General features: G+C 38.7%; 20 protein-coding genes. 7 read left to right on the top strand and 13 right to left on the bottom strand.

The window, feature by feature from the left end; translation table 11 throughout:
- Window positions 1-322: 322 nt before the first annotated feature.
- From AACH28_RS23520 to AACH28_RS23500, 5 genes are all read right to left on the bottom strand, one after another.
- The gene (locus AACH28_RS23520; RefSeq protein ID WP_341831688.1) at window positions 323-475 is read right to left on the bottom strand and encodes a GTP-binding protein; all 153 of its coding nucleotides are present in this window, start codon (window positions 473-475) and stop codon (window positions 323-325) included.
- Window positions 442-1,533 (bottom strand): GTP-binding protein, encoded by a 1,092-nt coding sequence (locus AACH28_RS23515; RefSeq protein WP_341831687.1) that lies wholly within the window; start codon window positions 1,531-1,533, stop codon window positions 442-444. Before AACH28_RS23515 ends, AACH28_RS23520 begins: the two co-directional genes overlap by 34 nt.
- 444 nt (window positions 1,534-1,977) lie before the next feature.
- Entirely contained in the window at window positions 1,978-2,583 is a 606-nt protein-coding gene (locus AACH28_RS23510) for an outer membrane beta-barrel protein (protein WP_341831686.1), read from the bottom strand.
- Window positions 2,584-2,599: 16 nt separating this feature from the next.
- On the bottom strand, window positions 2,600-2,791 hold the full coding sequence (locus AACH28_RS23505; RefSeq protein ID WP_286771140.1) for a hypothetical protein: 192 nt from the start codon (window positions 2,789-2,791) through the stop codon (window positions 2,600-2,602).
- Window positions 2,792-2,985: 194 nt separating this feature from the next.
- Window positions 2,986-3,435 carry a protein-disulfide reductase DsbD N-terminal domain-containing protein gene (locus AACH28_RS23500; RefSeq protein ID WP_341831685.1) on the bottom strand — a complete coding sequence of 150 codons (450 nt, stop codon included), beginning with the start codon at window positions 3,433-3,435 and terminating at the stop codon, window positions 2,986-2,988.
- A 366-nt stretch (window positions 3,436-3,801) separates the two neighbouring features.
- Between AACH28_RS23500 and AACH28_RS23495 the strand changes: the two genes are divergently transcribed.
- The 3 genes from AACH28_RS23495 to AACH28_RS23485 are packed head-to-tail and all read left to right on the top strand — an operon-like array spanning window position 3,802 to window position 4,517.
- A complete protein-coding gene (locus tag AACH28_RS23495; protein ID WP_341831684.1) occupies window positions 3,802-4,245 on the top strand; it encodes a ClbS/DfsB family four-helix bundle protein in 444 nt (147 codons plus the stop codon).
- A complete protein-coding gene (locus AACH28_RS23490; protein WP_341831683.1) occupies window positions 4,193-4,312 on the top strand; it encodes a ClbS/DfsB family four-helix bundle protein in 120 nt (39 codons plus the stop codon). Before AACH28_RS23495 ends, AACH28_RS23490 begins: the two co-directional genes overlap by 53 nt.
- A gap of 52 nt (window positions 4,313-4,364) precedes the next feature.
- A complete protein-coding gene (locus tag AACH28_RS23485; protein ID WP_112376008.1) occupies window positions 4,365-4,517 on the top strand; it encodes a lmo0937 family membrane protein in 153 nt (50 codons plus the stop codon).
- Between the two features lie 106 nt (window positions 4,518-4,623).
- Here AACH28_RS23485 and AACH28_RS23480 read toward each other — a convergent pair whose 3' ends face one another.
- Together AACH28_RS23480 and AACH28_RS23475 are read right to left on the bottom strand one after the other, a co-directional pair.
- The gene (locus AACH28_RS23480) at window positions 4,624-4,950 is read right to left on the bottom strand and encodes a pyridoxamine 5'-phosphate oxidase family protein (protein WP_341833139.1); all 327 of its coding nucleotides are present in this window, start codon (window positions 4,948-4,950) and stop codon (window positions 4,624-4,626) included.
- A complete protein-coding gene (locus tag AACH28_RS23475) occupies window positions 4,859-5,131 on the bottom strand; it encodes a hypothetical protein (RefSeq protein ID WP_341833143.1) in 273 nt (90 codons plus the stop codon). The genes AACH28_RS23480 and AACH28_RS23475 overlap by 92 nt, the downstream gene beginning before the upstream one ends.
- A 183-nt stretch (window positions 5,132-5,314) precedes the next feature.
- Here AACH28_RS23475 and AACH28_RS23470 point away from each other — a divergent pair, with 183 nt between their 5' ends.
- Entirely contained in the window at window positions 5,315-6,568 is a 1,254-nt protein-coding gene (locus AACH28_RS23470) for a putative DNA modification/repair radical SAM protein (RefSeq protein WP_075993537.1), read from the top strand.
- Window positions 6,568-7,326, top strand: coding sequence for a TIGR03915 family putative DNA repair protein (locus AACH28_RS23465; protein WP_145327900.1), 759 nt, complete (start codon window positions 6,568-6,570; stop codon window positions 7,324-7,326). Before AACH28_RS23470 ends, AACH28_RS23465 begins: the two co-directional genes overlap by 1 nt.
- A 33-nt stretch (window positions 7,327-7,359) precedes the next feature.
- Here the strand turns inward: AACH28_RS23465 and AACH28_RS23460 are convergent, their stop codons facing one another.
- The 6 genes from AACH28_RS23460 to AACH28_RS23435 all read right to left on the bottom strand — a co-directional run bounded on the left by AACH28_RS23460 (window position 7,360) and on the right by AACH28_RS23435 (window position 11,141).
- The gene (locus AACH28_RS23460) at window positions 7,360-7,533 is read right to left on the bottom strand and encodes a hypothetical protein (RefSeq protein ID WP_341831682.1); all 174 of its coding nucleotides are present in this window, start codon (window positions 7,531-7,533) and stop codon (window positions 7,360-7,362) included.
- A 455-nt stretch (window positions 7,534-7,988) separates the two neighbouring features.
- A complete protein-coding gene (locus AACH28_RS23455) occupies window positions 7,989-8,855 on the bottom strand; it encodes a helix-turn-helix domain-containing protein (protein ID WP_341831681.1) in 867 nt (288 codons plus the stop codon).
- Between the two features lie 40 nt (window positions 8,856-8,895).
- The gene (locus tag AACH28_RS23450) at window positions 8,896-9,243 is read right to left on the bottom strand and encodes a hypothetical protein (protein WP_115050401.1); all 348 of its coding nucleotides are present in this window, start codon (window positions 9,241-9,243) and stop codon (window positions 8,896-8,898) included.
- Window positions 9,244-9,291: 48 nt separating this feature from the next.
- Window positions 9,292-9,783 carry a cytochrome c gene (locus AACH28_RS23445; protein ID WP_341831680.1) on the bottom strand — a complete coding sequence of 164 codons (492 nt, stop codon included), beginning with the start codon at window positions 9,781-9,783 and terminating at the stop codon, window positions 9,292-9,294.
- A 42-nt stretch (window positions 9,784-9,825) separates the two neighbouring features.
- Entirely contained in the window at window positions 9,826-10,680 is an 855-nt protein-coding gene (locus AACH28_RS23440; RefSeq protein WP_341831679.1) for a FixH family protein, read from the bottom strand.
- An 83-nt stretch (window positions 10,681-10,763) separates the two neighbouring features.
- Window positions 10,764-11,141 (bottom strand): hypothetical protein, encoded by a 378-nt coding sequence (locus tag AACH28_RS23435; RefSeq protein WP_075993542.1) that lies wholly within the window; start codon window positions 11,139-11,141, stop codon window positions 10,764-10,766.
- Window positions 11,142-11,353: 212 nt separating this feature from the next.
- Here AACH28_RS23435 and AACH28_RS23430 point away from each other — a divergent pair, with 212 nt between their 5' ends.
- Window positions 11,354-11,704, top strand: a complete 351-nt coding sequence (locus AACH28_RS23430) for a hypothetical protein (RefSeq protein WP_341831678.1) — start codon at window positions 11,354-11,356, stop codon at window positions 11,702-11,704.
- A 62-nt stretch (window positions 11,705-11,766) separates the two neighbouring features.
- Complete coding sequence (locus AACH28_RS23425; RefSeq protein WP_341831677.1) at window positions 11,767-11,979, top strand: hypothetical protein; 213 nt, start codon at window positions 11,767-11,769, stop codon at window positions 11,977-11,979.
- Window positions 11,980-12,188 lie beyond the last annotated feature (209 nt).

Below are 12,188 nucleotides of genomic sequence, written 5' to 3'. Positions count from 1 at the left end.
TGCTCATTGTTAATTATATCATGCATAGTGACTATGATTGTTCCTCAACTATACTGTTCTTTTACCATGACATCTTCAAATTTGCTATGACTCTTTGAAATTTTCGGAATCATAAAGATGATCTTCAACCATCATGATTAAGCGTTTTAGGGATAGATTCCTATTTTTTAGTGGCGCGATTGATGAAGGCTGATAACCGTATCTTGATAACATCTGGCAAATCAGTATAAAAAAGGCCAGAAAATTAATTCCTGGCCTTCGAAAAATACAATATCTAACCTACATTACTTACTTTTTTAACCGATGCCGATCACAAATGGTTTTAAATATTTTTAGGAAATTCGTCTTTCCACCAAGTAAAACGCCAGTCATCACCTTCTTCTTCGGTCAATAGGCATTCTTCAAGCTCCGACAGATATTTTTCTTTCTCCAGATGCTGACCTATAAATACCAATTCATTTTTTCGATCTCCCACTCCGGGTGCCAACGTTTAAGAAGTTCAGCGCTGATTTCGGCATAACTGGGATACTGATAACGCTGCTCTTCGGGCATGCTACTCCACCATGAGCCTGCACTTTCCAATCTTACGCTGCCACCTGCCTGACTAAAACTAATCGCAAGATTCGGCCGGGATGCCAACCAGAGGAGACCTTTAGCGCGTATGATATTATGTGGGTACCGCTCATTGAGATAACGGTGCAGTCGCTGGGGATGGAAAGGCCGTTGCGATCGAAAGACAAAAGATGAAATACCATACTCCTCTGTTTCGGGGCTATGTTCATTTTCAAATTCTCTGATCCATCCAGCCGAACAGGAAGCTTCATCAAAGTCAAACGAGCTCGTACCCATAATTTCCTTTGGATCAACACGTCCAAATTGTGTACGGATTAATTTGGCTCCAGGATTGAGCCGCCCAATAGCAGATTCGAGAGTGCCTAAAGTTTCCTCAGATACCAGATCGGCCTTATTCAAAAGGATAACATTGGCAAATTCGATCTGATCAGTCAACAGATTTACAATTGCCCTATTGTCATAGTCGTCATCCGTCAGTTTCCGATCTAATAAGGTATCGGCGCTTCCAAAATCTTTAGCAAAATTGAAACAGTCCACCACAGTTACCATAGTATCAATGTAACTGAACGTAGACAGATCAATCCCATTGTCAGCACTACTATAACTGAATGTCTGCGCTACTGGAATAGGCTCCGAAATACCAGTACTCTCGATAAGAAGATAATCAAAGCGATTTTCTTTCGCTAGTCGCTCCACCTCCACCATCAAATCCTCCCTTAAGGTACAACAAATACATCCGTTGCTCATCTCCACTAACTTTTCTTCTGTTCGCGAAAGCACATTTTCACGTTCAACAGCTTGTGCATCAATGTTCACTTCACTAATATCATTAACAATAACAGCAACTTTCTTGCCTTCCTTATTGTGTAGAATATGATTCAATAGTGTGGTTTTTCCCGCACCTAAAAATCCACTTAAAACAGTGACAGGTAATTTAACTTTTTTGGAAATGCTGCTCATAGTAATTTCGTTTAAACAAATGTAAAAACAAAACAACACAAATGCAACATTGTTGCTATATAAAGATATACGCTAAAACAATAACAGGTGAACTTCCTTAAAAACTTTCGCATGAAGAAGTACAAACCTCGTTTAACATGATCAGCATCCCCTTGTCGTAACGTACGTTCACGATCAGCATCCCATTATTTGCAGTCTAGTTTGATAAACGGGGAAAATCCTTCAGCCCTATAGGAGCTCCATCCTCCATCAGCCCGTTACAAGTACATCGATTGGTGTGTCGAGCTAGTCCTGCAAATATCCTTGATATCCAGCAATACATATCTCCACAACAAATCGTAAATCATTAATAAAATTAAAGCCGCCTGATGTAGCAAAATCAGAACGGCTCAGCTTACAGCACAGGAAAGTCTGTAAAGGTTACCTACCAGTGGAACTATTAGCTTAAAACAAACGCACTTTAAATCCCAGTTGATACTGGTCAATATGTGCATCCCAATTGTCTACAATTTTATTATTCTTTTTGAATTGTCGGTATCTAAAATACAGCGCGCCAAGATCTATCCCTAATGCGTAACCTATCCGTGTACGACTGTTGAACGCTGGTTTTCCATCATTAAGTTTATACCTGTCGTCGTTGAGCAACATATTCAAGTCTAGGCCACCCAAGATTGAAAATTTTCTCGTAAAATTAATTTTAAGGTATACGGGTGTATTGAGATATTTCAGCGAACGGGTCCCCTTGGATAAGCCTCCAGCAAGAGAAGCCGTGTTACCATTGACACGAATTCTGGTTAAGTTGTAACTAGGCTCAACTTGAATATCCATCTTGCTATTAAGTTCAAAAATCAAATCCCCTCCCAATTGATATCCCATTCTATTGGCGCCAAATGTATTGCCACTTGCACGCGAAATATTACCACCCACCCGAAGTCCAAACCCCATTTGTCCGTAACATGCGGTCTCGAAACATAACAATCCCATGATCAAAAAACTAACTAGTGTACAATGTTTCAACTTTAATCGATCTATCTTTATCATTTTTATCATAAAACACACCTTTACATTAGACCGATGACTGTTTTCCTGCAATTCTATCCTCGGCCGTCAAGGCATATTTTTCACTTAGGGTCATTACTGCGTTTACAATATCTCGAACACTTTCAATGGTGTGAAAATATAGCTGTGGGTTGTGGTTCTTGCGGTAACTATGCACTAAAAAAAGATCTGCCTGCTCAAGTAAGTTTGTGTAATCCATTTAAACAAAGCTAAAATTTCGTAAAAAATAGATTTAACATATTATACCAAAGGGCGTATTTTTTATACCAAAAGCCCCTTTAAACAAAAAAGGCTAGGTGTGATTACCTAGCCTTTATCCTTAATTTTCCTTTTTCTATCAATTATCCTAAGCGCCAAATCGCTTTAGATCGTTAATTGCTTTTATTTATTAAACTATTTGATCGTTACAGCAAAAGCATACTCATCTGGAGGAAGACATTGTGAAGCGTCACAAGCTTGCCATTCCACGGTACCTTTTACTGTTGCTGTTCCTTTCGTCAGCGAAACCTTTTGCTGAAAGATCACTTCATTGGTGAAGTATCCCACATCCATTTTGAAAACCTCTTCGTGTTTGATCTTCGGTTTTGGTTCAGCTGTCTTACCGACCAAAACGTAGTCAGCAGCTTTACCGAAATTGAAAGATGTTGGAATTGGGCCACCGTCTTTTACATTTTGGGAGTAAATGTGCCAACCATTTTGAATAGTAGCCTTCACATAGACCATAGCTTCTTTGTTGTTCAATTTTTTGCTGGCCACAGTCCATTTAACAGGCTTATGAATCTGAGCGAGTGCGCCCGAAACGACGAATAAAACCACGGTTAATAACAATAAAATCTTTTTCATCTTTTTATCAATTTTTCAGTTTATTATTTCATTGGCAGTACATTTTACACTGTATTTCCCCTATGAAAGATCCTGCCTAAATACTTACAACAATATTCGTTATAAACAGAATAAAATACAACACCAATTTAATAAAACAATAAATTTTATCAAAAAACATATATAAAACCATATTTTTTACAATTTAAAGCCTACTGTTTTTTCAATTCCAATAATATATTCAAGAAAGCTATCGGACTTAAACAAAGGGAATTGACGAACATTGTCTTCTGCGGGCTTTTGAACGCGTTTTGCTCTACAACTCCATCCCGAGCTAATCAATTATACATAATTATTTGTATCTTATGTATAATTCACATTTATGCCATGGCTATACCAACCACCAAAGACGAACTCCTTCAAACTATCCGTACAAATTACAGCAAGCTTGTCTGTGAACTTTCCGATATTCCGAACGATCAAACTAATCTTCTTATACTCCATGGTCATGCTAAAGGAACAGTAATGAGTATAAATAACCTAATTTCCTATTTAATTGGCTGGGGTGAGCTGGTTCTCAAATGGAATAAGAAAAGTGAAGATGACAAAGAGGTTGATTTTCCGGAAACTGGTTTTAAATGGAATGAGCTAGGCAAACTGGCTCAAAAATTTTATCAGGATTATAACGACTTAGATTTTACGACTTTGTGCGCAAAACTAGACCAAACTGTTTTAACAATTGTGGAACTCATTGAGCAAAAGACAGACATGCAGCTTTATGGTGTATCGTGGTATAAAAAAATGGACCTTAGGCAGAATGATTCAATTTAACACCGCTTCACCTTATCAAAATGCAGTCGGGAGAATCCGTAAGTGGAAAAAAGAGAAAAAATACTAAACCATCGCTGGATAAGTATTGTTATTCAATAAACACATATATATTCATTACTATGGGAAATCTACTATATACTATCGCTGTTATTTTGGTCCTGATATGGGCAATCAGTTTTTTTGGAGGCTTTGTTGGCGGAGGGCTAATTCATATTCTTTTGGTAATTGCAATCATCGCGGTACTTTTACGTGTGATAAAAGGAAACGCGTAACAGATTTTCCAAATAAAAGCTTGGTTTATAAAAAGGTCCTCATGTTGGAAAAGAGGACCTTTTTAGGGTGTTAATTATTGTGTTGATATTATAGATTCCGTTTATATTAAACATTAAGATCTCCTTCATTACCAATATCTTGTGTATTACCTGTAACAGCTACTTTCAGCATTTTAAACAAGTTGACGACCATATTGGAGTTTGAATCCCAATAATGCGCTTCTTCAGGTGTGATCTGTAGCAATTGGATATTGGGATCTTCTTTTCCTTTCTTAAACCAGCCTTCCATCATTTTGTTCCAATAGCGGTCTATCCTTTCCTGATCCCGCGAAAGACTTGCTTTACCGTTTATACTCAAAAAGGTGTAGGTTTTGGGATCGGCATAGAATAGGGAAACTTTGGGATCCTGTGAAATTATTTTTAAACGTCTCACTTTCTGCCGAACAGATGTACCAAATGTCACCATTTGCATCCACTTCCTGTCTGCTCATCGGAACACCATGGGGATAGTCAGAATCCGATGGAAATGAACAGACTGTTCCCACATCAATTTGATGGACGATCCCTTTTAGCTTTTCTAGCGCTTCTTTATTATTCAAATTATTCTCTGCCATAATATGTAGTTTATTCATGAACAAAATCCCGTCACAAATCGTTTATTTTTTTAGCAAATTTGGGCATACTCCCGCAGTTGAAGATGAATAGTACGAACCTAAAAAAGGCAAATCCAGTAATTTTACGGGTATTTATTACTAATAATATTAGTAATTTTACAGCAAATTATTGGAGAACATATCATGTTTGGTTTTGATGATAAATTGCAAATATTAGCTGATGCCGCTAAGTATGACGTAAGTTGCAGCTCAAGCGGAAGTAAACGAAAAAATAGTGGTGGTATAGGTGATTCATCGACTAGTGGCATTTGTCATACCTACACCGAAGATGGTCGCTGCGTCTCCCTGCTAAAAATTTTAATGACCAATTATTGCATCTACGACTGTTCATTTTGTGTGAGCCGACGAAGCAATGACGTACAACGAGCAGCATTTTCGGTAAAGGAAATTGTCGAATTGACCATGAACTTCTACCGTCGTAATTATATTGAGGGTCTTTTTTTAAGTTCGGGTATTTTCAAATCTGCCGACTATACCATGGAACGCTTAATGTTGGTCGTCAAGAAACTTCGGACGGAAGAACGGTTTAATGGTTATATCCATCTCAAGGCCATTCCGGGTGCGAGTGAATCGTTATTAAAAGAAGCAGGTCTATATGTTGACCGGATGAGTGTGAACCTCGAAATTCCCACTGAGGAGGGACTCAAGCTAGTTGCTCCCGAAAAGGATCATCAATCCGTTCGCGAGCCTCTAGCGATTATTAAAAATGAAATCCTCAACCTTCGGCAGGATCGAAAAAAAGAGAAGAAAACACCCTTGTTTGTACCAGCAGGCCAAAGTACACAGCTGGTTATTGGAGCAACTCCAGAGAGCGACCTACAGATTATGCAGGCCGCCAATACATTCTATAAAGATTACGATCTCAAACGGGTTTATTATTCGGGTTATATTCCCATCAACGCGACCGATTCCAACCTTCCCCAAATTGGGACATCACCACCTCTTGTACGTGAAAACAGACTTTATCAGACGGATTGGCTACTTCGGTTTTATGGTTTTTCGCTTCATGAAATACTCAACAGCACGCATCAACATCTCGATCTAGAAATAGACCCTAAGCTTGCTTGGGCGCTACGCAACCCACAATTCTTTCCCATCGACATCAACAGCGCTACGTATGAGTGGATTATCCGAATCCCCGGTATTGGCAGGCAATCCGCAAACAAAATTGTACAGTCGCGCAAATATGGAAAATTAAAGGAATATCAACTTCGAAAAATAGGAATTGCCTATAATCGCGCCAAATATTTTATGGTTTGCCAAGATACATGCATAGCAGGAGGCTTCCATTATCCCGAAAAAATCAGAAAGTCTATTCTTGAAAGTAACCCGCGTACACTGGTCACGGCTTCCAATACACAGCTAACACTTTTCTAATGGACTATATTTTTGACGGAAGTTATTCCGGATACCTCTGTTGTGTATTTGAAGCCTTTGAACGGAAAGAATTTGATAGCATTCCCACAACAGAAAAGTCTATGGAAATTAATATTTTTTCGGAGAAGCGACAGGTTCATACTGATGTAAAAAAAGCCATGCGCATTTTAGTGGGAATGGAAAAGATACTCGGAGCACAAGAAACAAAAATTTTTTATCATAACTTTTTGTCCGATAATCAATCTGAATGGCTCAATGGATTTCGGTTGATCATCGAACTTTTTCGAAGGGGAAAATTGGATATACGCAATTATGGATACCCACCTGTACTCCGTATCCATCAGACGATCAAAAAGATCAGCCGCGAACGACACCGCATGAAGGCTTTTATCCGATTTGTCAAGTCTAACGATAATCTCTACACAGCCATCGTTGAACCCGATTTCAATGTGATTCCCCTGGTTGTAGACTTCTTTAAAAACCGATTTGCCGACCAGTGCTGGTTAATTTATGATATACGGCGAAACTATGGCTTCCATTATGATCGCAAAAATATCTTGGAGGTATCCAACAACAATACACATGAGGTTCAAGATCCATATCAGCTAGAAGTGGATCTCGATCCTCAAGAAAAAGATTATCAGCATCTCTGGAAGACTTATTTTAAGAATACCTCTATTGAATCACGCAAAAACCTGAAGCTTCACTTAAGACATGTTCCCAAACGTTACTGGAAATATCTCGTCGAAAAACAATAAGTCCCTAATTAGTGAAAATCCTATTTCATATCATTATTTTGATCCGCCAAACAGCTTGCTCACCAACCAAATGACAATAGCGACTACGACAACAACCAATAAGATGCCCGACCATACACCAGCTTTAAATATACCTTCAATTGCTGCACAGCTCGACACGAGCATCATTAAACTCGACATGAGCGCAAATGGAATTATCTTTTTCATAAATACCTGTTTTAATTATTAATTGGAAGTATGACAATACTGGCCTTGAAAATGTTTTACAGCAATGACGTTCATGTACTTTTTACATCTCACTGCGGATACGTCCGATACGTTCACTGCATTAAATACTTGAGCAGTCCGTATTTTTTTGTCACAAAGTGAATGCGCTACGTTATTTACACCCTAAAAATACGGTTAACTGGCCAAGGGAAGCTTTTGGGTACAGCATTTGATTCTGTTTACCCAAATAGCAAAATAGAATTTAAACAATAATTGACTAAAGATATGGACACTATACACCAAAAAGCACAAAAAATAGGATTGGAAAAAGGTTATTATCTATTATTAATGGCTATATTGGATTTACCTGTTGATGGTAAGAAAAAATCAGAAAAGAAAAAATAAACATAGAGCCTTTTTCAACTACATGAAAAAGGCTTTTAGTGATATTTACATTAACAATTTTTCCTAAACTCCTCAGGACTCATTCCTTTATTTGCTTTAAAAAATGTACTGAAATATGGTACATTTTCAAAACCAAGTTCAAAGGCAATTTCTTTTACCGTTTTAAAAGTATGATAAAGCAATCGCTCGGCCTCCAATAGTATGCGTCCACGGATAATAGTACCGCAGCTCGTCGATCTTTTTTTTCGACAAATCCGATTAAGATAGTTGATCGATATATTCAATTGCTCTGCATAAAATGACGGATAACGCTGCTGCGCATAATGACTATCAACCAAAGATTCGAAACTTCGGATTTTATCGTCATCATCCTCCTGCTTTACAACTACATGATCGACCACGATTTGCCGTCCCAAAATCTGGAGCAACATAATTAAATAGCGGCTCAATACACCGTGAGCACTCAATTTAACTGAATTATAAGCAGTTTCCATCAAACTTACTATATGTAGACAACTGATCATATCTTCTTTCGATAGCACAAAAGCGTGTTTACATCTACTCCTTAAAAAATGAAAGAAGTTTCTTACAGCAGTGTTCTGACTTTCCATGAGAAAGGATGCTGTAAATAAGACACTGTATCCTTCTACAGACGAACCTGCATGAAAACTACACACACAATTTGAATTTATGCTGATTATATCATGGGCAGCTATAATCTGTACGCTCTGATCCGCTACCATAGACAGTTCACCATTATTGATAAGCAAAAGGGTATAAAAAGACCTTAGGTGGAGCGTATTTTGATTTGCTTTAGCTTGTAAAAAAGCTGCTATAGGCATAATAACGATTCCCTGCGAAGTGGAATCAATATCTTCTAATTTTAGAAAATCTAGTTTCTCTTTTCGTATTACCATTTCTTTATGATTATTCTGTGAAAAAATATTTGTGGAATAATCAAATGATTGGCGGTCTAAAAACTTCAGGCAGTATACCTCCGAAGGTATCGGAGACAAAGTCTTTCGGATAGACAGTTTTCACAGCAGGTACTATTGGAGAGTACAGCAAGACTCCCTTCACATACTGCACAAAGACCAATATTTCCATCCCCTTCATTTTGGCGAGCACATTGTTCACATCCTTTTGTTCAACCGTCTTTTCGCTAAGGAAACAGAAGCCTTTACAGCTCACTGCCGGTTCAAAACGATTGACACAGAGGTTTTGCTCGATATAGGTACGATTGCACTCAAATTCAATAAATGCCCACAACAGATTGGTTGCCTGCACACATATTGCCCAAGCCATTGTCATACAAAACCACCATCTACAGCGCTGAGACTTCATTGATTTGATCTATTTTGTTGTGCTATTACGTTCGCGCAAATATTCTAAAATGGCACGTGCCTCTTCTTGCTTCAAGCCCAAACTAATCATTGGCGAACCATATTCCTTACTAAGTGCTTTTGCGTCGGCATCTTTCTCCAGCATGGTTGCCGGATCCAGCATCATGTTCATAATCCACTCCGGGGTACGACGTTTGATGACAGCATCCAATGATGGACCTACTAATGTGCGGTCAAAACTATGGCACATTGCACATTTCGACACAAATAGTTCTACACCCCTATTTGCGAGCTGCGCATCAAAGGGCTTGTGTTCAAAGGAGGTAATGGTTCCTACACCTTTGGATCCCTCTGTTTTATAATCGAGCATGGCCGCAGGCTCAGCTACGGAAGGTTGCTCGGCACGATCTTCTTTCTTGGCTTTTGTCCCCTCATTTCCGCTACACGCCAGTATAGCTACAAAACCAAAACAGCCTACGATTACGTTTATTCTCTTTTTCATTTTTATTGTTTAAGTATATTGGTAAAATAAATTCTGTTTGTATTAAGTGACCTGCACCAGATATTTTATATCATCCTGATTTGATTTTTTGCCCGCTTTCCATAATTCGACAATGACTTCCCAGCGACCAGGCATAGAAAAATTAACAGTGCCTTCATAGTAACCATTACCTGTACTTTCGGCCGCTGCATTCCCCAAAGATTCCTGTCCCATAGCAGGCATAGTGGTCTTTAGTTTAATGACATAATGATCTAATACCGGAAAATGATGACCATTCATTTTATTCATTAAAAATCGAATCGGATGTTTTCCCTGCTTTACGCTATCAGGCAATAGACAGGAAATAAATACGCGGCTATCGTCTCTGGTTCCTGAACTCATCGTTCGCATGGTTGCTGCGGCAGTAACCGGAATCTTAATGGCGAGCGTATCTTTTATACGACCGTGACTGCGTATCGTATGTAATTGCCAACCCGTTCCCATCTGCGGGATATCTGCCATTATAAAAACCATCCGGCTGCTATACCAGCCTTCACCAAGCGCGATTGGAGGTTCAAAGGGGCCACCATGCTTCATGCGTCCCATACTCATTTCTGGATAGAAATCAAGCGACTTATCAGTGATCGGCTTTCCCAAAGTATCTCTTAAACGCAGATAAATAGTATGATATTTATTGTTGAGTTTGGCATCCGCAAATACGGCATATTTGGTAGCCTCCCAAACTGTATCCGCTATACGGACCAGATCGGACTCCTTAGGCCGGATAAAATCTACTGCATTCTTGCTGTCTTTTTTTGAAGGATCGATGGTACAGGAAGAAGTTGAAAAAGCAACTGAAAGCGCGAGTAGCAGAAAGATCAAGCCCTCGATGGTCCCTACACGGGAATATATATGCATATGAATTGATTTAAGTCTTTTGAAAATAGACAGTACCTGCCATCAGTCAATATGCCGACAGCCCGTACGAAAAGCAAAATGACTTAAACCAAAGGTGGATGAAAAATAGTAAAGATTGGTCTATAGCTATAGTTTGCCTGATATGCTGGAAGTAAGGTCTCCGCAGCCGCTTCTTCAAAAAAAGCGATATCAAGGTTAAAACATTGCTGATTATTGATAAATACAACGTCGATTATACGAGATTCCAGGTTCTTTTGTTCCTTCTCCTCATGTTCACGCATTTTCTTCATCAAAATACATTGTCCTCTACAGGAAAGTGCCTTTTCGTTGAATCGATTGATACACTCATTCTTAGCGATATAATCTCTGTTAAATTCAAAAACAGTCCATAGCCATACCGACGAGAAGCTCTGCAGGAGCATCAGCGGCAGTAGAATCCATATCAATTGTTTCGCTTTCATGTATCGCTAGTGCAGCAAATATACTAATTATTGACATACCAGCAACGAACTGCCTCTTTTCAAAACGCTCAAACGTTTTCTAAAACATCAAGAAGTTTTAGTACATTTAGCTAAAAATCACGCGCTTTGAGCAAATGAAGTTTAACCCTCTTTTAGTCATTAAATTATTACTTGGGCTGTTTATCTGCATCGGAATAGCTTTAACCATATTGATGATGGTTCATAACAGCAAAGTTGTGGGAGCTTATGTCGTTTCCGGACTTTTCATACTATTCCCCGGTATTATCCTGTACGGTATGACCGTTGGATTTCGAGTATCCAAGAAAACCATAACACAACAGATCGCCCAACAGGAAAGTGTAACATCCGATCATAAAGGCCTATCCTATCAAATCCCCTTGCTAAAAACAACCCAATTTATCTCCTGGGAAATTATCGAGACCATTATCTACAGCAACTACCACAGCGACGACCAGGCGCAGTTCAACTTTTATCTGACACAACCGGCATTGCAAATCGCCTCAGAAAAGCCAGGATGGATAGCGAAAGTTGTCTTACCCTGATAAAAACAAGTAAAAAGGTCGTTATTTACGAAAATTGCAGCAATTTTCGCGAAATCCAGAAAATGCTAGAGAAACATTTTTCCACCATCAACCCCGTTGACATAAACGAAGTCCATGGAAAAGGAACACTACTGAGCTCAAAGACCACCTTAAGGGAAAATACGGTTCAGACCGAAGAATATTGGAAACCTAATCCAAATTTTGAACCTGAAAAAGTTATTTATGATCGATACAACCGGACAATTGATGAACTGAAACAATCAAAAAACAGCTAAAATTTGTTTTCCTCGGCAAACTCCCCCACGTCATCGTGTAATATTCAACAGGTATTGCTTATTATTTATTACTACGTTGGTGAATTGGCTGGGTGATATTTATGTTCGCAGCTGAGGCAAGCAGAATAAAAATCCAAAATAAGCTGATCGGAGATATGACACAAATTCCAGCAATTGTTGCTGATAAAATGGATAAATTTGTACCCGTT

Source organism: Sphingobacterium thalpophilum (assembly GCF_038396785.1).
GTDB lineage: Bacteria > Bacteroidota > Bacteroidia > Sphingobacteriales > Sphingobacteriaceae > Sphingobacterium > Sphingobacterium thalpophilum_A.
Note: the sequence above shows the minus strand (reverse complement) of the source record. Positions and strands in the feature narration are given on the sequence as shown.

Excerpts from the sequence above, each read along its gene's own strand:
- AACH28_RS23515 (WP_341831687.1), bottom strand. The coding sequence starts at position 1,533 with ATGAGCAGCATTTCCAAAAAAGTTAAATTACCTGTCACTGTTTTAAGT.
- AACH28_RS23435 (WP_075993542.1), bottom strand. The coding sequence starts at position 11,141 with ATGAAAGCGAAACAATTGATATGGATTCTACTGCCGCTGATGCTCCTG.
- AACH28_RS23430 (WP_341831678.1), top strand. The coding sequence starts at position 11,354 with ATGATGGTTCATAACAGCAAAGTTGTGGGAGCTTATGTCGTTTCCGGA.
- AACH28_RS23445 (WP_341831680.1), bottom strand. The coding sequence starts at position 9,783 with ATGAAAAAGAGAATAAACGTAATCGTAGGCTGTTTTGGTTTTGTAGCT.
- AACH28_RS23425 (WP_341831677.1), top strand. The coding sequence starts at position 11,767 with ATGCTAGAGAAACATTTTTCCACCATCAACCCCGTTGACATAAACGAA.
- AACH28_RS23500 (WP_341831685.1), bottom strand. The coding sequence starts at position 3,435 with ATGAAAAAGATTTTATTGTTATTAACCGTGGTTTTATTCGTCGTTTCG.
- AACH28_RS23465 (WP_145327900.1), top strand. The coding sequence starts at position 6,568 with ATGGACTATATTTTTGACGGAAGTTATTCCGGATACCTCTGTTGTGTA.
- AACH28_RS23440 (WP_341831679.1), bottom strand. The coding sequence starts at position 10,680 with ATGCATATATATTCCCGTGTAGGGACCATCGAGGGCTTGATCTTTCTG.
- AACH28_RS23470 (WP_075993537.1), top strand. The coding sequence starts at position 5,315 with ATGTTTGGTTTTGATGATAAATTGCAAATATTAGCTGATGCCGCTAAG.
- AACH28_RS23455 (WP_341831681.1), bottom strand. The coding sequence starts at position 8,855 with ATGGTAATACGAAAAGAGAAACTAGATTTTCTAAAATTAGAAGATATT.
- AACH28_RS23490 (WP_341831683.1), top strand. The coding sequence starts at position 4,193 with ATGGTGTATCGTGGTATAAAAAAATGGACCTTAGGCAGAATGATTCAA.
- AACH28_RS23475 (WP_341833143.1), bottom strand. The coding sequence starts at position 5,131 with ATGGCAGAGAATAATTTGAATAATAAAGAAGCGCTAGAAAAGCTAAAA.
- AACH28_RS23510 (WP_341831686.1), bottom strand. The coding sequence starts at position 2,583 with ATGATAAAAATGATAAAGATAGATCGATTAAAGTTGAAACATTGTACA.
- AACH28_RS23450 (WP_115050401.1), bottom strand. The coding sequence starts at position 9,243 with ATGGCTTGGGCAATATGTGTGCAGGCAACCAATCTGTTGTGGGCATTT.
- AACH28_RS23505 (WP_286771140.1), bottom strand. The coding sequence starts at position 2,791 with ATGGATTACACAAACTTACTTGAGCAGGCAGATCTTTTTTTAGTGCAT.
- AACH28_RS23460 (WP_341831682.1), bottom strand. The coding sequence starts at position 7,533 with ATGAAAAAGATAATTCCATTTGCGCTCATGTCGAGTTTAATGATGCTC.
- AACH28_RS23495 (WP_341831684.1), top strand. The coding sequence starts at position 3,802 with ATGGCTATACCAACCACCAAAGACGAACTCCTTCAAACTATCCGTACA.
- AACH28_RS23485 (WP_112376008.1), top strand. The coding sequence starts at position 4,365 with ATGGGAAATCTACTATATACTATCGCTGTTATTTTGGTCCTGATATGG.